The sequence below is a fragment of the Rhodothermales bacterium genome (assembly GCA_040221055.1).
GTDB lineage: Bacteria > Bacteroidota > Rhodothermia > Rhodothermales > UBA10348 > 1-14-0-65-60-17.
In genome coordinates this window covers 94,191-111,847 of record JAVJVN010000016.1, presented here as the reverse complement: position 1 = coordinate 111,847, position 17,657 = coordinate 94,191, and the positions used below count along the sequence as shown (strand labels likewise).

Genomic DNA, 17,657 nt, shown 5'->3' with positions numbered 1-17,657 from the left:
CATCATGTGGTACCCGCCATGAAATTCGCCGCTTCCAGCGCAGATCTGCTCAAAGCTCTTCAAACTGTCAGCGGAGCCGTTCCGTCCAAGAGTACACTCCCCATCCTGGAATGCATCCTGTTCGAAGAGGATGCCGGGGGACTTCGCCTGAGTGCAACGGACCTGGAGATCTCCATTCTCCAGCGGGTTGCGGTTACCATGGAAACCGCCGGACCGTCGCGTGTTGCCGTGCCCGCGAAACGACTGATTGACACCCTCCGGGCGCTGCCCGACCTGCCCATCCAGTTTTCGGCCGATGGGGAGTTCAACGTCCTCGTGACGACCGACAAGGGTGAGTACAAGATGGCCGGGTTCGACGGTGCGGACTATCCGGCCCTGCCCGAGCTTGCGGACAGTGCCCGCATTGAGACCGACGGGGCGCTTGTCAAGCGGGCCATTCACAAGACCCAGTTCGCCGTCAGCCGGGATGCCCTGCGGCCGGCCATGATGGGCATCTATTTCCAGATCTCGAAGAACTCCGGTCGCGCCGTGGCCACGGACGGACGCAGCCTCGTGAAGCTTACCCTCGATGCCCTTACGTCGGAAGAGGACATTGACTTCATCGTCCCGGAAAAAGCCATGTCGCTCGCCGCCAAGGTGGCGACCGACGGGCCGTGCAGTCTGATCGTGGACAGCGGATATGCCGGATTCGACTTCGGATCGTCCCGCGTCCTGGCCCGGTTGATCGATGAGCCGTATCCCAACTACCAGGCGGTCATTCCGGTGGACAACGACAAGAAAATGGTGGTCGACCGGGATTCCATGCTTGCCGCAGTAAAGCGCGTGGCGCTCTATTCCTCGACCATGACCAACCAGATCCGGTTGTCCGTCGAAAGCGGTACGGTCGGGATTTCAGCCGAGGATCTGGAGCGCTCCAGCTCGGCCCATGAAGAAGTGCTGTGTGACTATCAGGGCGATGCGCTCGTCATCGGGTTCAATGCCCAGTACCTGACGGACGTTCTCCAGAACGTGGATTCCGAGGAAGTCCTGTTCGAGTTCAGCTCCCCGAATCGCGCAGGCGTCGTGACGCCGGCCCAGCAGAAGGACGGCGAAACCATGATGATGCTCATCATGCCCGTCATGTTGAACACCTACGCCTAACGCGCGCCCTGGGCAAGCAGGCCGTCTATGATGTCCAGCGTCCGGTAGGCCTGCTCCGGGACGGAATACCCGCCATCCGCCTGTTCAATGGCCAAGGCCATCATGTCCCGTGCCTCGCCGAGGACGGTGGCATCGTAGGAGGGAAACAGTCCCAGCCACGTGTAGCGCGCCGATCGGGCGTGCTCCAGCGCCGCGGCATAGGTCACGGTCCCCCCCCCGGCCGGCAGCGGGGTGGCGCCCCGTGTCCGTTCGCCTACCTGCTCCCACGCGTAGCCCGACTGCCCGACGGGTTCGAACGCGAAGGGGTCCGGGGCGGTGGTGTTGGTCCATGTAAACAGGACCAGCCAGACTGCCAGGGTCGCGAGCATGCCGCGCCGCGGAAGGGCGCGCCGTGCCGGGCTTCGGAGGTTGCGGGAGCGAACATGGTGTCGCGCTGCCGGACGATTCGTGACGGTTTCGCCGGGTTCAATCCGATGACCCGATATCCGTTCGAAATGGGCGTGTGCGTCGAGGGCCCCCTCCAGTGCATCCAATCGCAGTCGCATGTGCGTCCAGGCAGCCCGGCGCTGAGGATCCCGCTGCATGCGACGGGCAAACCGCCGACCCGCATCCAGGAGTTCACCCTGGTGGTCCCGAAGGCCGGTCCGGGCCAATACGGCCCAGAATGCCATGAGCCTGTCATCGTTGTCCGGCTCGAGCGGGTGACGCGCGTCGACGAGCAAGGCACGCAATGCCCGCCGGCGTCGGAATGGCATTGCGCCCCGACGTACCGCGTTCCAGAGTGCGATCGGCATGGAGTCAGACAGTTTCATGGCAGATGGGGTTGTCCCGTGTATGACACAGTGCGCGGGGAAACATAACCTGATGAATCACAGGTACCGATCTGCCCAGGCAGACAGTCCCTGGTCCTTCCGGAATCGCGCACAGATCTTGTGGACGTACGCACGAATGGTGGGCACGCGCTTTCCGGTAATGCGCGCAATCTCCTCGTAGGACAGGTTCTCGACGTAGCGCATGCGCGCCGTGGGCTGCAGGAAGCCCGGAAGCCGGCCGATGGCCGCCGTCAAGGCAAGGAAAACGGCACCGGCATCGACATCCAGCTCAACGTCTGGCATTTCGACCGCAGGGTGCGGTACCGACTCGAGGGGCGTAACCGTGCGGCGGCGCGAGACGAAGTTGACATACGTATTGCGGCAGATGACGCTGACCCATTGGGCATATTTGTCCAGGCGCTCCAGTTGATGACGACGGGATTCGACCTTTCTGTAGGTCCGTTCCACGACCTGCTCCAGCTCGGAGCTGCGGAACGCCGTTTCCCGGAGGAACTTGATGAGGAAGTAGCGACGGATATAGCAGTAGGTCCACAAATCCACGAGGCGGGCGTCGGCCGGTCCCGGGTGGGCCACGTACCGACTGTAGGCTTCGTTTACGCGCTCGGTTTCATCCAGGGCAAAAGGCAGGTGGGAGGCCAGTGAGTCGAGTGACCGCAGTTCAGTGCGATACGACATGGGCGATGGGTTGAGAGTGATCGTGACGGTCCCGGCGCCTGCTCACCGATAAACGCAGGCCCACTTTTCATCACGACACATCCCGGGCCGGAACGCAACCTGCCCGGGGCCCGATTTCTAAGATTGCCGGAAGAAACGCGGCTGCACCAAACCTTTGCCCCCCTGAAGCGTGCATACCGACCCGATTTGCCCCCATTCCGGACAGTTTCTCCGCCTGTCGTCCCACCGACCCGCGAAACACATTGACGGATGGTGGTGAAATGGCTATTTTAGTTGTCTGCGGTTTTTTCTGGATACGCCTCCCCGTCGTACCAGGCCGCGTTTGCACGATTTACAAAGACAGGTTGTCCCGATGGACGTCAACAGCTTCAAAACCTTCAGCGCGAAGCCGGCCGAAGTACAACGTGCCTGGCACGTGGTCGATGCCGAGAACATGATCGTGGGCCGACTGGCCAGCACGGTCGCCGCCATCCTGCGCGGCAAGCACAAGCCGAGCTTCACGCCCCACGTCGACACGGGTGACCATGTCGTGGTCATCAATGCCGACAAGGTCCGCTTTTCCGGTTCGAAAGAAACGGACAAGGTGTACTACCGTCATACGCGCTATCCCGGTGGACTCCGCAGTCGCTCGCCCAAAGAGGTTCGCGACATCCGGCCCGAGTTCATCGTGGAGAACGCGGTCAAGGGCATGCTGCCCAAGAACAGTCTGGGACGCCAGATGATCAAGAAACTACACGTGTACGCCGGTACAGAGCACCCCCACGAGGCCCAGAAGCCCCAGGCGCTGGAACTGTAACCGACTCAGAATACCATGGCAACAACACCTCAGCAATTCACTGCCGTCGGACGTCGCAAGAACGCCGTCGCCCGTGTGTACCTTCGTCCGGGAGGTTCCGGCAAGATCGTCGTCAACAAGCGGGAGTACACGGAATACTTCCCGACGGTGTGGCGTCAGAAGAACCTGACCTCACCGTTCGACGTGACGGACACCACCGGCTCGTTCGACGTCGTGGTCAACGCCCACGGCGGCGGCATGACGGGCCAGGCGGAAGCCATCCGTCTGGGCATTTCCCGTGCCCTCGTGGAGTTCAATGAAGAACTTCGCCCCCTGCTTCGTACGGCCGGCTTCATGACGCGCGACCCGCGCATGGTGGAGCGCAAGAAGTACGGACAGCCCAAGGCCCGCAAACGCTTCCAGTTCTCGAAGCGCTAGGACTTTTTCCGGATGGGCCGATCGTTTTGCGATGGGCCCGTTCCTTACATCACATATACCTCGATGCACACCGGGGTGGCCTGGACTCCGCGTCCGGGTTTCGGCGTGCGAATGACAGGTATAGCGGACTCAACCCCGACATACAACAACCATGAGCGAAACAGCTGCCCCGGAGACGCACCGCGCCTCCATCGAAGATCTCCTGAAAGCCGGTACCCACTTCGGCCACCTCACCAGCCGCTGGAACCCGAAGATGCGCGATCACATCTTCATGGAGCGCAACGGGATCCACATCATCAACATCAACCACACCCAGGCGTACCTGGATGAGGCTGCCGATGCGGTGACCCGCCTTGCAAAGCGCGGAAAGAAGATCCTCTTCGCCGGTACCAAGAAGCAGGGCCGCGACGTCATCCGCCGCCACGCCGAAGCCTGCGATTCGCCGTATGTGGTTGAGCGCTGGTTGGGTGGAACGCTGACCAACTTCCAGACCATCCGCAAGTCCATCCGCCGCATGGAAGACCTGGCGCGCATGGAAGAAGACGGTACCATGGACCAGCTCAAGAAGAAAGAGCGGCTCATGAAGAACCGCGAGCGTGAAAAGCTCCAGACGGTACTGTCCGGTATCCAGAACCTGGCCCGCCTGCCCGGCGCCATCTTCATCGTGGACATCAACCGGGAGCACATTGCCGTCCAGGAAGCGCAGAAGCTCGGCATCCCGATCATCGCCATCGTCGATACCAACTGTGACCCGGAACTGGTCGACTATCCCATTCCGGCCAACGACGATGCCGTCAAGTCCATCGACCTGATCACATCCGTCATCAGCCAGGCCATCCAGGAAGGAGACAAGGAGCGCTCCATGGCCGAAGCCGAAGCCAAGATGGAAAAGGAAAAGAAGGCCGCGGAGGCCAACGCAGCCAAGGAAGCCCCCAAGCGGAAGCGCCGCACGAAGACCGAGACTTCCGATGCCGACGATTCTTCCGAAGAAGAAGAATAAGGCCCGCCTTTCCCTGAACACGAAACCGATTCTGATTCCATGGCCATTTCCGCCTCAGACGTAAAGAAACTCCGTGATGTGACCGGCGTCGGCATGATGGACTGCAAGAAAGCACTCCAGGAAGCCAACGGTGACTTCGATGCCGCCATTGACCTGCTTCGCAAGAAGGGCCAGAAGGTTGCGGCCAATCGTGCCGACCGCGATGCCAAGGAGGGCCTGATTGTCTCCCGACAGTCGGCTGACCGCACGACGGCCATCATGGTTGAAGTGAACTGCGAAACGGACTTCGTTTCCCGCAACGAAGACTTCCAGGCGTTTGCCGACAGCATTGCCGATGTCGTCATGCAGCAGAAGCCTGCCGACCGGGAGGCCCTGCTGACCATGGATCTGGCCGGTGGCCGGACCGTGGGTGAAGCCCTCACGGACATGACCGGCAAGATCGGCGAGAAGATTGATGTCCGGCAGGTCGCCGTGGTCTCGGTCTCCAACGGAGAGCTTGTTTCCTACATCCACCCCGGCTCCCGTCTCGGTGTACTGGTCCATGTTTCCGGAACGGGCGACCTCGAGGACGCGGGTCGTGACGTAGCCATGCAGGCTGCAGCCATGAACCCCGTGGCCACGTCCCGTGACGATGTCCCGGCCGAGCTGGTACAGAAGGAAATGGAAATCGCCCGTGACGCGGCGCTCAACGAAGGCAAGCCGGCGCAGATCGTCGACAAGATTGCCCAGGGCAAGGTGGAGCGGTACTACAAGGACAACGTCCTCCTCGAGCAGCCGTTCGTGAAGGATTCCTCCCAGACGGTCTCCCAGATGCTGAAGGCGCGCAACGTGGATGTGCACGGCTTCACCCGGTTCGCCTTGGGTGAATAGTGGACCACCCGGAACCCTCATACCGCCGGATCCTCCTCAAACTGAGCGGCGAAGCGCTGCTCGGTGAGAAGAACTTCGGTATCGATGAGCGGGTCATCAACCGCTATGCGGAGGATATCCGGGAAGTAGTGGCCATGGGGACGGAAGTCGCCATTGTCATTGGTGGAGGCAACATCTTCCGGGGTGTACACAATGGTTCGGCCGGGATGTCCCGCTCCCATGCGGATTACATGGGCATGCTGGCCACCATGATCAACGCCATGGCCCTGCAGGACGCGTTGGAACAGCATGGACTGCAGACCCGCCTGCAATCGGCACTCAACATGAACGAGATCGCCGAGCCCTTCATTCCCCGCCGGGCCATCCGCCACCTGGAGAAGGGTCGGGTCGTGATCTTCGGCGCGGGAACCGGAAATCCGTATTTTACCACCGATACGGCCGCCGCCCTCCGCGCGCTGGAGATCGACGCCGATGTCATCCTGAAAGGCACACGGGTGGACGGTATATTCACCGCCGACCCCGAGCAGGATCCCGACGCACGGAAATACGATTCGGTCGACGGAGAGGAAGTCATTGCCAAGAACCTGCGGGTCATGGACATGACGGCGTTCACGTTGTGCCGGGAATCGCACGTGCCGATCATCGTGTTCAACATGAATACGCAAGGCAACCTCAAGCGGGTTGTACAAGGTGAAAACGTCGGAACTACCGTCTATTGGAGTGAACCATCATGATTTCTGAATCACTGCAACTGATCCTGGACGATGCGTCAGAGCACATGGATGCCAGTATTGAGCACCTGCTGGGTGAACTCAAGACCATCCGCGCCGGCCGGGCCACACCTGCCATGCTGGAGAATATCCGGGTGGATTACTACGGCTCCATCACGCCGCTGAACCAGATGGCCAGCATCAGCTCGCCACAGTCCGATCTGTTGGTCGTACAGCCCTGGGACCGTTCGGCCTTGGCCGAGGTCGAGAAAGCCATCCAGTCGGCAAACCTCGGACTCAATCCGTCGAATGACGGATCGCTCATCCGACTGCCCGTGCCTCCCCTTTCCCAGGAGCGCCGGGTCGAACTGGCCAAAGCGGCCCGCATCCGTGGAGAGGATGCCAAGATCGCAGTCCGCAATGTGCGCCGGAACTCCAAAGAAGAGATCAAGAAGGCCCAGACGGAGGAAAACCTCCCCGAAGACATGCAGTACGAGGCCGAGGAGCAGCTTCAGCAGTTGACCGACAAGCACATTGCCAAGATCGACAAGCTGTTGGATCACAAAGAAGCCGAAATCATGGAGGTCTGACCGACCTCCAACCCCAACGGAGAGGTGCCCGAGTGGCTGAAGGGGCTCGCCTGGAAAGCGAGTATACAGGTAGACCCTGTATCGAGGGTTCGAATCCCTCCCTCTCCGCGCAAGGAAAGCCCGGCACGCGCAAGCGTGCTGGGCTTTTTCGTTCGCACGAATCGAGCTTGCTCGAATGAGTAGCGAACGAAAAAGACCAAAGCGGCGAACGAAGTGAGCCGACCGGGCTTTCTCTTGTGCAGGCTCCCCCTCAGGCTAACGCCGAGCGAAGCGAGGAGTAATCCCTCCCTCTCCGCACAGAATAAGGGTCACTTTTTTACCTGTCCCCTGTCCGTAAAAGGCTGTACTTTGACCTGCTGTGTCCGCTTCCGCGCACCCTCAGCACGCATCCCCCGATATATGGCCTTCTTTCGATTCCGCCCGGTGCTCAGCGCACTCCTCCTTGCCCTGATTGTCGTCCCCTCCGCGAGCTTCGCGCAACGCTTCGTCGACGTATCGGACCGGTTCCAGATTGGCCCGGAGCTGGGTGTTTCGTTCGTCGGCGCCGCTGTTGGCGACTACAATGCGGACGGACTCCTGGACCTGTATCATCCCGGGCGCCTCTACCAGCAGCAACCCGACGGGACGTTCCGCAATGTCATCAACGAGGCCGGCATCCTCGTGGATGGAGAGTTGCCCCAGGGCGGTGTTTTCGGAGACGTGAACGCCGACGGCATGCTGGACCTGTTCATCATTGCCACGGATCCGGCAAGCCGCACCTACATCAACCAGTCCGGTTCTTCCTTTGCGGTGGCAGGATCATCGTTGAACCTCGGCGTTGGACCGCAGGTCCGGAGCGCACATTGGGGGGATTTCAACAATGATGGTCGCCTGGATCTGTATGTGATGCGCCGCACGGGCGATGCCCACGTGTTCACGGCGACGCCGGACGGATCCTTTTCCAACCTGGCAGGCCCTATGCTCGCGGGAACCGCGCCGCCTGTCTGTTCCACCTCCGTGAGGGACGTCGATCAGGATGGTGACCTTGACGTGTTCGTCAGCCGATGCGCCGAGGACGGATCCTTCAACAACTTCAAGCTGAAGTCGAGCGGCGCCAGCCGGTTTTCGGAAAGTCAGCTGGGCATCCAGACCGGACGCTCATCGCGTTCATCGGCTTGGTTCGATGCCGACAATGACGGAATGGACGATCTGTATGTGCTGAACGAACGCAACGGCTTCGCCATTGGCACCAACGATTTTTACCGCGTCCGCCGGGTCTCGCCCACATCTTCCACGGTCGTGCTGGAGTACCGCTCCGAGGAGTCGGGACTGGGCGGCGAACCGAATGAAGCATCGAATGTGGCCATTCCGGCCGATTTCGACAATGATGGCTGGGTCGACGTATTCGTCGCCAACAGCGGCTTCCCGTCCCGGCTGTACCGGAACAACGGCGACGGTACGTTCACGGATGTGGCGGGAACCGCGTTTCCGGAGGAGATTTCCGCCGAACTGGTGGTGTCGGGCGACTTCAACGGCGACGGATATGTGGATCTGGCCTTCCCCAGCCCGACCGGTCACCGACTGTGGTACAACGCCGGCGGGTCGAACCAATGGCTGTCGGTGGACGTGCGCGCGGCCGGTGGCAATCGCCTCGGAATCGGCGCGCGCATAGAAATCGTGACCGATGAAGGCTCCCGGTATCGGACGATTGCCAGCGGTTCCGGATTGTCGTCCCAGTCGGACGAGTTGACGGCCTATTTCGGGCTCGGTACGCAAGCCCAGGTGAATGCCATACGGGTGACTTGGCCGGACGGGGATGTCGAGGAGTTTCCCGGACCCTTTGCTTCGAACCAGCGCGTCCGGCTGGTCAAGGGCGTAGGCCCGAATCAGCCACCTCCTCCGTTCAGTTTGGTGCAACCGTCCAACGGGGCGTTTTTCGAGACCATCACGGAGACCATTGAATTGTCCTGGGAAAACCCGGCCGATGCTGATGGCGACGACGTTTCCTGGAACCTGTATCTGGAGGGACGCAGTACGAAACTTGCCTTCGAGGGTATTTCCGAACCCCGGATCGAGCTGGCCACGGTCAACCTGATCCCGAACCAGATCTATCGTTGGTCCGTGGTGGCCACCGACGGCCATTCGGTTCGGAGCTCGCAGTCCGCCGTCTTCAGTTTCGGACAGCCCCAGGGCCCGAATCCGACGTTGGAGGCTCCACTGGACTTCAACTATGGTCTGCCGAACGTGCGACGGGGATCGGTGGCCTTTTTCGATCTTGATCAGGACACGGACCTGGATCTGTTCGTCAGCGGATTCACGGGCAACCGACATGTCGCTCGGGTCCTGCGTCTGGAGGATGCCGTGTATCCCATACCCAATGCGGAAGGAGCCACGTTCGTGTTCAAGACGTACAGCCCCATGGAAATGGTCATCCTGCCCCTGGCCTTCTCCGAAGTGGCCTTTGGCGACGTGGACGGGGACGCGTTCCCGGATATCGTCTATTCAGGACTCGAACCGGAATCCAGCGAGCCCAGGACCCTCGTGTACCTGAACCGGCAATCATCCGTGGAAGAGCTGACGCCGTCTTCGCTGCCGAACCTGTGGAACGGCAGCGTGGAGACGGGGGACATTGACGGAGATGGAGTCCTGGACGTGCTCCTGACCGGTACGCACAGTACGGTGCCGCCCTATGAGCCGGTAACCGTTGTCGCGTACGGTACCGGGTCCGAATTCACGGTACACACCGACCTGCTTCCCGGCATCGTCGGGGGCGAGGCCCGTCTTGCCGACATGGATGGCGACGGGGATCTGGACGTGGCGCTCTCCGGCGACGTCGGCAATGGACGGCCGTTTTCCGGGATCTTCCGGAACGACAATGGCACGTTTGTGGACATCGGTGCGGACCTGCCCCCGCTCCTCGCGAGCAGTCTGTCCTGGGGAGATATGGACGGGGATGGCCGCCCCGATCTGTTCCTCACGGGCGGACAAGTAACCCCTGACCTCCTTTCATCCCAGGCTGTGTTGGTGCGAAATATGGACGGCAATCGGTTCACGGTCGAATCCGGCGTCTTCGTCGGTGCCGTGCATGGTGACGTCCAATGGGTCGACTACGAAGGGGATGGTGACCTGGATTTGATCGTACAGGGTGCCCCCGAGCCGTTTTCGGCCGCCATCGCCCGATTGTACCGCAATGACAACGGCACTCTGATTCCGGAGTTGGACCTTTCGACCTCGCTGTTCGGCCGGTTCGCGGCCGGGGACTACAACGGAGACGGCGACGCGGACCTGGTCATCATCGGGACCGATGCCCTGGGGGCGTCGATAACCCGGTTCTGGATGAACATCCAGTTCCCCGAGCGACTGCCTCCTCAGTAGAGGAATGGCGTCCGCACCCGGACCTGGCGGATCGCGTGCCGTCCGGCTGCGTATGAGCTTCGATCATCGCATCCAATCCCCACCTACATGATAGCGAGCATGACCGGCTTCGGCCGCGGAGAAGCCACATCGGGCGGATACACGGCCACCGTCGAACTCCGGTCCGTGAACAGCCGGTATTGTGAAGTCAGTACGCGGCTGCCGCGCTCGCTGAACGCACGCGATGCAGAATTGCAGCGCTTGGTCAAGGACCGGTTCGCACGGGGTCGGATCAGTCTGCAGGTGCAGATCGAGGATCCGACCGCGGACGAGGTGCCAGTGGTGGTCAACGACAATGCCGTTCGGCAATACCGGGCCTTGCTCCAGCACGTAGCCGAAACCGCGGGCCTGGAACCGGTCATCACCCTGGATCAGATCCTTCGCTTCCCCGAAATCCTGACGCCGGTCGACCCCGAGGAACCCTCGGAGGACGCCGTCTGGAACGCCACGGTGGCCGCATTGAACCTGGCCGGTGACGGCATGCGCACCATGCGCCTGGACGAGGGAAAGGCGCTTGCCCGGGAGCTCCGGGAGCGGCTGGACGGCATAGAGACCAACCTGGCGGAAATCGAGCGGCTGGCGCCGCTACGCGTAACCGGCACCCACGAGCGCCTGGTGGATCGCCTCCGGGAGTTCATGGAAGATGAGCGACTGGACCGCAGTCGACTGGAATTCGAAATGGCCGTACTGGCGGACAAACTGGATGTCCGGGAAGAGTGTGTCCGCCTCCACTCGCACTTGCACCTCTTCCGGCAGGCCCTCGGCAGCAGCGAGCCGGTGGGGCGCAAGTTGAATTTCCTGTCCCAGGAAATGAACCGCGAAGTCAATACCATCGGGTCCAAGTCCAACGATGCCGAAATGGCCCATCTCGTTGTCGGAATGAAGGAGGACCTCGAAAAAATCCGGGAGCAGATCGAGAATGTCGAATAGTCCCTGCATCCTGGTCGTGACGGCGCCCTCAGGGTCCGGAAAGACCACCCTGGCGCGCCGGCTCATGGCCGCCCTGCCGAACATCCGGTTTTCCGTTTCCGCCACGACGCGGGCACCGCGGTCGGGGGAGGTGGACGGGCGGGACTACCACTTCCTGTCACCGGAAGCCTTCGAGCAGGCACGGGAGGAAGGACGGCTGGCGGAATGCGAGGAAGTCTATCCCGGTTGCTGGTATGGAACCCTCCTCTCGGAGATCGACGCATCGGATGCCGACCATCCCATCCTGTTGGACATCGACGTGAAAGGTGCATCACGCATCAAGGAAATCCATGGGGACCGGGTTCTGACGGTGTTCATCCGTCCGCCTTCCCTGGATGTCCTGGAGCACCGTTTGCGGGCACGGGCCAGCGATTCCGATGAGGCTATCCGCGTCCGGCTGGATCGCGCGGCACATGAACTGGGTTGGGAGGACCACTTTGATGTGGTCATTGTGAACGACAACCTGGATACCGCGGCCGAGCGCTTGGTGACGGTCGTGGGGGATTTCCTGGTCGCCTGCCGGAGAACGGCATGAGCGCCCTGGCCGGACGACATATCGTTCTGGGCGTATGTGGCGGCATTGCCGCCTACAAGACCGCCGAATTGGTGCGGGCGTACCGGAAGGCCGGGGCCGAGGTGCGCGTCCTGATGACACGCGAGGCCACCCGGTTCGTGACACCCCTGACCCTCGGGACGCTGTCGGAGAACGAGGTCCTGGTGGATGTCTTCCCGGAAAATGAAGCCGGCAGCTGGACCAAACACGTCGCCATCGGGCTCTGGGCGGATATCATGGTAGTCGCCCCGGCCACTGCCCAGACCATCAGCAAGCTGGCCAACGGCGTGTGCGATTCCATGCTGACGGCGGTCGCCCTGTCGCGACGGTGTCCGCTGCTGGTCTGTCCCGCCATGGACCACGACATGTACGTCCACGCAGCCACACAGGCGAACCTGGACACCCTGGAGGGCCGCGGCGATCACATCATGGAGGCGGCCTTCGGGGCGCTGGCCAGCGGTCTGATCGGCCAGGGACGGCTGCCGGAGCCGGCGGAAATCCTGACCCGGACGGTATCTGTATTGGAGCACACCCGCCAGTCGGGCGAGGGACCTCTGGCCGGAAAGCGCGTGCTGGTAACCGCCGGGCCTACGCAGGAGCGCCTGGACCCGGTCCGGTACATTTCCAATCATTCATCCGGCACCATGGGTTACGCGGTTGCAGCCTCCGCGGCCCGACGGGGCGCCGACGTCGTCCTGGTCAGCGGCCCAACCGCGTTGGAGGTGCCACCAGGAGTCCGACGCGTGGACGTGGAATCCACGGCCGACATGCATGCCGCTGTCCGTGAGCATGAAGACGCCGATGTGATTGTCATGGTGGCTGCGGTCGCCGACTTCACGCCCGCCGATCCCGCCCGGTCGAAGATCAAGAAAACCGATGAAACGGCCGACCTGACCCTGACGCTCAAGCCCACGGTGGACATCCTGGCCGATGTCGGCTCCCGGAAACGTGAGGGGCAGATGCTCATCGGATTCGCTCTCGAGACCGAAGACGGCCCCGACAACGCCCGCCGCAAGCTGCAACGCAAGCGTCTGGACTGGATCGTCCTGAACAACCTCGCCGATGAGGGCGCCGGTTTCGGTCCCGGTACCAACAAGGTGACCATCCTCGGGGCGGACGGTTCGGAACGCGCGCTCCCGGTCATGCCGAAAGCGGAGTTGGCAGACGCCATCTGGTTGTACACCGTGATCGGCTGACGTGTGGATAAGGTGTTGGCAGTGTGTGCGCCGGTTTACAGTGGCACGGCATGGCCCATCGACTCCGGATCCCCTATTTTTCAGGCCCCTACCCCGGCCTTCCACCCGGGCCATCCCGTTTCCCGTCCTTCTCCATGCCCGATATCCGCGAATTGCACGACCTGAGGCGCTTGTTCGAGCATCAGGTTGACGTTCACGGTGCGTTCCTTCCGGCCGACGAGCCCCATTCGCATGCATCGGCCGAGCCTGAACCGGCTCCCGCATCCACCCGTTCCATGACTGTTTACGACCGCATAGCCGACCTTGTCCCTGAAACCGAACCCTGGTCCGCCCTCCGGGGCATGGGGTCCCTCGAGGAGATGTCGGCCTGGGTGGCCAGCACCGTCCTCATCCCCCTCGACGCATCCCGGACGAAGCCCGTTTTCGGCGTGGGCAATCCGAATGCCGACCTCATGGTCATCGGTGAAGCCCCCGGTGCCGACGAGGACCGCCAGGGTGAACCGTTCGTGGGCCGCGCGGGCCAACTGTTGAACAAGATCCTGGAGGCGGTCCAGTTCGCCCGGGAGGACGTCTACATAGCGAACATCCTGAAGAGTCGGCCGCCCGACAACCGGAACCCCACGCCCGATGAGGTCAAGGCACATCTTCCCATCCTGCATCGCCAGATCGCGCTCATCCAACCGAAACTCATCCTGTGCGTCGGGCGCACATCCGGTACCTCGCTCCTGGGCATCGAGTCCTCGCTGGCCGACATGCGCGGCCGTTTCCACGACTACCACGGGATTCCCGTCATGGTGACGTACCATCCCGCCGCGTTGCTGCGCAACCCGAACTGGAAACGACCGACCTGGGAAGACGTGCAATTGCTGCGCCAGCACTATGACGCGTTGGTGTCCAACCCATGAGCGATCATCCCCACATACCCCGGGAAACAGCGATCACCACGATCCCGAGAGGCGCGCAGCTGCCGGCAGGGCGCGTACCTCCGCAGGCCACGGAGGTGGAGCAATCCGTCCTCGGGGCCATGCTCCTGGAACGCGACGCCATCCCGAAGACCATCGAGATCCTGGCTCCGGACGCGTTCTACTCCGAGCGGCACAACAAGATATATTCGGCCATCCTGAACCTGTTCGACCGGGGCAACCCGGTGGACATGATCACGCTGTCGGACGAACTCAAGCGGCGGGGCGAGCTGGATTCGGTGGGGGGATCCTATTACCTGTCGGAATTGACATCGGCGGTGGCATCGGCGGCAAACGTGGAATACCACGCCCGCATCATTGCCGAGAAGTCATTGTTGCGCAAGATGATCGAGACCATGAGCACACTCATCGGCCAGGCCTACGATCCGGGCGCCGATGCGTTCGAGTTGCTGGACACGGCCGAGGGAGACATCTTCCGGATATCCGACTCGCAATTGCGCCGGTCGGCGACGTCCATGCGCGACGTGCTCAAGGATACCATTGCCCGCCTGGAGTCCATCCATGGGCGAGAAGGGGGCATTACCGGGGTTCCGAGCGGTTTTTCGCGGCTCGATCAGATGACCGGCGGTTGGCAACCGTCGGACCTCATCATCATCGCGGCCCGGCCTTCCATGGGAAAGACGGCGCTTACGCTGGCCATGGCGCGCAATGCCGCCATGCACGCGGCCAAGCCCGTTGGCGTCGTCATTTTTTCGCTTGAAATGAGCGCCGGACAGCTGGCGCAGCGCCTGTTGACCTCCGAAGCCCGGGTCGATGCGCAAGCCGCCCGTACGGGCCGCCTGTCCGATGGCGACTGGCCGAAACTGGTGCGGGCCGCGGGTCGCCTGTCCGATGCGCCGATTTTCATTGACGACACGCCCGGCTTGACCGCGCTGGAACTGCGGGCCAAATGCCGCCGCCTCAAGGCCGAGCACGGCATCGGACTCGTGGTGGTGGATTACCTCCAGCTCATGCACGGATCGGGCATGGGCAAGAACTCGAATCGCGAACAGGAAATCGCCGGGATTTCCCGGTCGCTGAAAGGGCTGGCCAAGGAACTGAATGTCCCGGTCATCGCCCTGTCCCAGCTGTCCCGGGCCGTGGAGACGCGCGGGGGCGACAAGCGCCCTCAATTGTCCGATTTGCGTGAATCCGGATCCATCGAGCAGGACGCGGACGTCGTGGCGTTCATCTACCGGGCGGCCCGATACGGCATTACCGTGGACGAAAACGGCAATTCCACGGAAGGCCTTGCCGAAATCCTGGTCAGCAAGCAGCGGAACGGTCCGATCGGGGATGTAACCCTGGCCTGGGTCGATCAGTACGCCCGTTTCGAAAACCTGACGACCTATTACGCTCCGGGCGATTTCAAACCCGAAGACAGCGGCGACGGTGCCAGCCTCACCAGTGGAGACGACGCACCCTTCTGACAGAGGGCCGAACGTTGTGTCCCGCATACGGATGGATCCCCGAACCCCCATGCGGGTTCATTCCTCCCAATGATTGACCCCAAACAATTTTACCGGAAGATGGACCGGGTACTCGGGCAGATTGCCGAGACCGGATCCGGAAGCGCATTCGTCGGCCACATCCTGGTGGAATTGGAGAATGCGTTCGGGGCAGAGCTGCATTTTGCCAGCGGCCACCTCTACCAGGAATCCACGGAAGGATACCGGTTGGTGGAGGCCACGCATCCTCCGGCCATCTTCCCGGACGTGCTCCCGTTCGAGGACAAGGTCGTCCTCATGATCGAGGCCGAAGGCGGCGTGATTTTCGACGATCGCGATGTGGCTCCCGCGTGGTTCTACCGGTTGGGCGCGTTCAATGCCTTCGTCGGGTTCCAGATACAGGGTCCGCCGGGCATGTCGGCCATCATCCTTTACGGATTGCAGCCCGGGTGGGAGCGCGAGGAAATCGCCTTCTGTCTGAACGGTGCGCGCTTCGCGATGAACTACCGCCTGAAGGCGGAGGCAGCCCAATCCGACATGGACAAGGCGGCTGCCATCCAGCGGAGTCTCCTGCCCACCAAACCGCCGGTCTTCAAGGGCTACGAAATCGCCGTCCGGACGCAGCCGGCCGAGGCCGTGGGCGGCGACATGTATGACTTCCTGGATCTGGGGGACGACATCCTGGGCATTGCCATGGGCGATGCCTCGGGACATGGATTGCCGGCCGCCCTCCTGGTCCGCGACGTCATCATGGGCATCCGGATGGGCATCGGGACCAACCTGAAGATGCTCTACACCATGAAGAAGCTGAACCGGGTCATCCACGAGAGTACCTACTCGACACGGTTCATCAGCGTGTTCTTCGCCGAACTGGAGGCGCACGGCGGCATCCTCTACACGAATGCCGGCCACACCTCGGGCATCATCCTTTCCGGCGATGACGTTCAGATCATGGAGCCCACCGGAACCATCATGGGTCCGCTGCCGGACATTCCACTCGAGCGGGCCTACGCCATGCTGCCCCCGGGCGGTCTCTTCATCCTGTACACGGACGGCATCACGGAGCGTCTCCTGGAAGACGGATCGGAGTTCGGAGAAGCCGGATTGATTGACCTCATCCAGTCGGTGCGTGACCTTCCCGTGCCGGAAATTGTCGATGCCGTATTCGAGCGGGCCCTCAGCCTGGACCACGAATCGGACCTGCTCGAGGACGATGCCACGCTCATGATCATCCGGCGGGATCCGTAAGCCTTCTACGCCTCAGCCTTTGCCCTGGAGCGGGCACGGACGCGCAGGTTCAGCATTTCGACCAGTACCGAGAAGGCCATGGCGAAGTAGATGTATCCCCTCGGGATGTGCAATGCGAATCCGTCGGCGATCAGGGCCACGCCCACCATCAACAGAAAGCTCAGGGCCAGCATCTTGACGGTCGGGTGCTGCTCGATGAACTCGGACACGGCTTCGGCGGACCACATCATGAACAGGATGGCAATTACGATGGCCGTCACCATGACGGGCACGATGTCGACCATCCCGACGGCCGTGATGACCGAGTCGAGGGAAAACACGACATCCAGGATGAGGATCTGGATGAGCACGCTGCGGAAGGTGACCGCCTTGGTGGACGCCAGGTGACCCCCGCCGCCCTCCAGGCTGGTATGGATTTCACGGGTACTCTTGGCCAACAGGAACAGACCGCCCAGGATGAGGATGATGTCCCGGCCGGAAATGGCGGCCTCGAGGACGGTGAATACCGGTTCGGTCAGTCGCATGATCCAGGCCAGCGACAACAGCAGGGCCAGTCGGCCGAACAGCGCGAGGGCCAGGCCGATTATCCGCGCCTTGCGCTGCTGATCCGCAGGCAAACGCGACGACAGGATGGAAATGAAGATGATGTTGTCGACCCCGAGTACGATTTCCAGGGCCGTCAACGTGGCCAGGGCGACCCAGGCATTCGGATCGGCAATCCAGTCAAACATGATGCGGTTCACCTTCTTCGGTTCTCAAGACCATCCGCGGGCGGGACGGATGGGTCGAAGATAGGTGAACAGGCGGTCAAGAACGACGCCAGAAAAAGATCCGGGCCTTCAGGGCGCGCGAGAGAC

The 17,657-nt window shown here is 62.0% G+C and carries 17 protein-coding genes and 1 tRNA gene; 15 read left to right on the top strand and 3 right to left on the bottom strand.

All coding sequences use genetic code 11. The annotated features are described in order from the left end of the window. Nucleotides 1-18: 18 nt before the first annotated feature. Nucleotides 19-1,140, top strand: a complete 1,122-nt coding sequence (gene dnaN, locus RIE53_10860) for a DNA polymerase III subunit beta (protein MEQ9105185.1) — start codon at nucleotides 19-21, stop codon at nucleotides 1,138-1,140. Here the strand turns inward: dnaN and RIE53_10855 are convergent. Together RIE53_10855 and RIE53_10850 are read right to left on the bottom strand one after the other, a co-directional pair. Beyond that, the gene (locus RIE53_10855) at nucleotides 1,137-1,952 is read right to left on the bottom strand and encodes a hypothetical protein (GenBank protein ID MEQ9105184.1); all 816 of its coding nucleotides are present in this window, start codon (nucleotides 1,950-1,952) and stop codon (nucleotides 1,137-1,139) included. The genes dnaN and RIE53_10855 overlap by 4 nt on opposite strands. 57 nt (nucleotides 1,953-2,009) lie before the next feature. Next, nucleotides 2,010-2,648 carry a sigma-70 family RNA polymerase sigma factor gene (locus RIE53_10850; protein ID MEQ9105183.1) on the bottom strand — a complete coding sequence of 213 codons (639 nt, stop codon included), beginning with the start codon at nucleotides 2,646-2,648 and terminating at the stop codon, nucleotides 2,010-2,012. Nucleotides 2,649-3,000: 352 nt separating this feature from the next. On the opposite strand from RIE53_10850, the gene rplM reads away from it, so the two are divergent. The 14 genes from rplM (at nucleotide 3,001) to RIE53_10780 (ending at nucleotide 16,800) form a co-directional block, all read left to right on the top strand. Then, a complete protein-coding gene (gene rplM, locus RIE53_10845) occupies nucleotides 3,001-3,444 on the top strand; it encodes a 50S ribosomal protein L13 (protein ID MEQ9105182.1) in 444 nt (147 codons plus the stop codon). 15 nt (nucleotides 3,445-3,459) lie between these two features. Next, nucleotides 3,460-3,861 carry a 30S ribosomal protein S9 gene (gene rpsI, locus RIE53_10840; GenBank protein ID MEQ9105181.1) on the top strand — a complete coding sequence of 134 codons (402 nt, stop codon included), beginning with the start codon at nucleotides 3,460-3,462 and terminating at the stop codon, nucleotides 3,859-3,861. Nucleotides 3,862-4,012: 151 nt separating this feature from the next. Further along, nucleotides 4,013-4,861 carry a 30S ribosomal protein S2 gene (rpsB, locus tag RIE53_10835; protein MEQ9105180.1) on the top strand — a complete coding sequence of 283 codons (849 nt, stop codon included), beginning with the start codon at nucleotides 4,013-4,015 and terminating at the stop codon, nucleotides 4,859-4,861. 39 nt (nucleotides 4,862-4,900) lie between these two features. Continuing rightward, a complete protein-coding gene (gene tsf, locus RIE53_10830; protein MEQ9105179.1) occupies nucleotides 4,901-5,731 on the top strand; it encodes a translation elongation factor Ts in 831 nt (276 codons plus the stop codon). Beyond that, nucleotides 5,731-6,465 carry a UMP kinase gene (gene pyrH / locus RIE53_10825; GenBank protein MEQ9105178.1) on the top strand — a complete coding sequence of 245 codons (735 nt, stop codon included), beginning with the start codon at nucleotides 5,731-5,733 and terminating at the stop codon, nucleotides 6,463-6,465. The genes tsf and pyrH overlap by 1 nt, the downstream gene beginning before the upstream one ends. Beyond that, complete coding sequence (gene frr, locus RIE53_10820; protein MEQ9105177.1) at nucleotides 6,462-7,031, top strand: ribosome recycling factor; 570 nt, start codon at nucleotides 6,462-6,464, stop codon at nucleotides 7,029-7,031. Before pyrH ends, frr begins: the two co-directional genes overlap by 4 nt. 18 nt (nucleotides 7,032-7,049) lie before the next feature. After that, nucleotides 7,050-7,139: transfer RNA gene (locus tag RIE53_10815), tRNA-Ser, on the top strand. 291 nt (nucleotides 7,140-7,430) lie between these two features. Then, entirely contained in the window at nucleotides 7,431-10,385 is a 2,955-nt protein-coding gene (locus RIE53_10810) for a VCBS repeat-containing protein (GenBank protein ID MEQ9105176.1), read from the top strand. 87 nt (nucleotides 10,386-10,472) lie between these two features. Beyond that, a complete protein-coding gene (locus RIE53_10805) occupies nucleotides 10,473-11,354 on the top strand; it encodes a YicC/YloC family endoribonuclease (protein MEQ9105175.1) in 882 nt (293 codons plus the stop codon). 16 nt (nucleotides 11,355-11,370) lie between these two features. Further along, on the top strand, nucleotides 11,371-11,928 hold the full coding sequence (gmk, locus tag RIE53_10800; GenBank protein ID MEQ9105174.1) for a guanylate kinase: 558 nt from the start codon (nucleotides 11,371-11,373) through the stop codon (nucleotides 11,926-11,928). Then, a complete protein-coding gene (gene coaBC / locus RIE53_10795) occupies nucleotides 11,925-13,142 on the top strand; it encodes a bifunctional phosphopantothenoylcysteine decarboxylase/phosphopantothenate--cysteine ligase CoaBC (protein ID MEQ9105173.1) in 1,218 nt (405 codons plus the stop codon). The genes gmk and coaBC overlap by 4 nt, the downstream gene beginning before the upstream one ends. A 50-nt stretch (nucleotides 13,143-13,192) precedes the next feature. After that, a complete protein-coding gene (locus RIE53_10790) occupies nucleotides 13,193-14,047 on the top strand; it encodes a uracil-DNA glycosylase (GenBank protein MEQ9105172.1) in 855 nt (284 codons plus the stop codon). Further along, entirely contained in the window at nucleotides 14,044-15,534 is a 1,491-nt protein-coding gene (gene dnaB, locus RIE53_10785) for a replicative DNA helicase (GenBank protein MEQ9105171.1), read from the top strand. The genes RIE53_10790 and dnaB overlap by 4 nt, the downstream gene beginning before the upstream one ends. Before the next feature lie 69 nt (nucleotides 15,535-15,603). After that, nucleotides 15,604-16,800 carry a PP2C family protein-serine/threonine phosphatase gene (locus tag RIE53_10780; GenBank protein MEQ9105170.1) on the top strand — a complete coding sequence of 399 codons (1,197 nt, stop codon included), beginning with the start codon at nucleotides 15,604-15,606 and terminating at the stop codon, nucleotides 16,798-16,800. 5 nt (nucleotides 16,801-16,805) lie between these two features. Here the strand turns inward: RIE53_10780 and RIE53_10775 are convergent, their stop codons facing one another. Beyond that, a complete protein-coding gene (locus tag RIE53_10775; GenBank protein ID MEQ9105169.1) occupies nucleotides 16,806-17,531 on the bottom strand; it encodes a TerC family protein in 726 nt (241 codons plus the stop codon). Nucleotides 17,532-17,657: the final 126 nt, after the last annotated feature.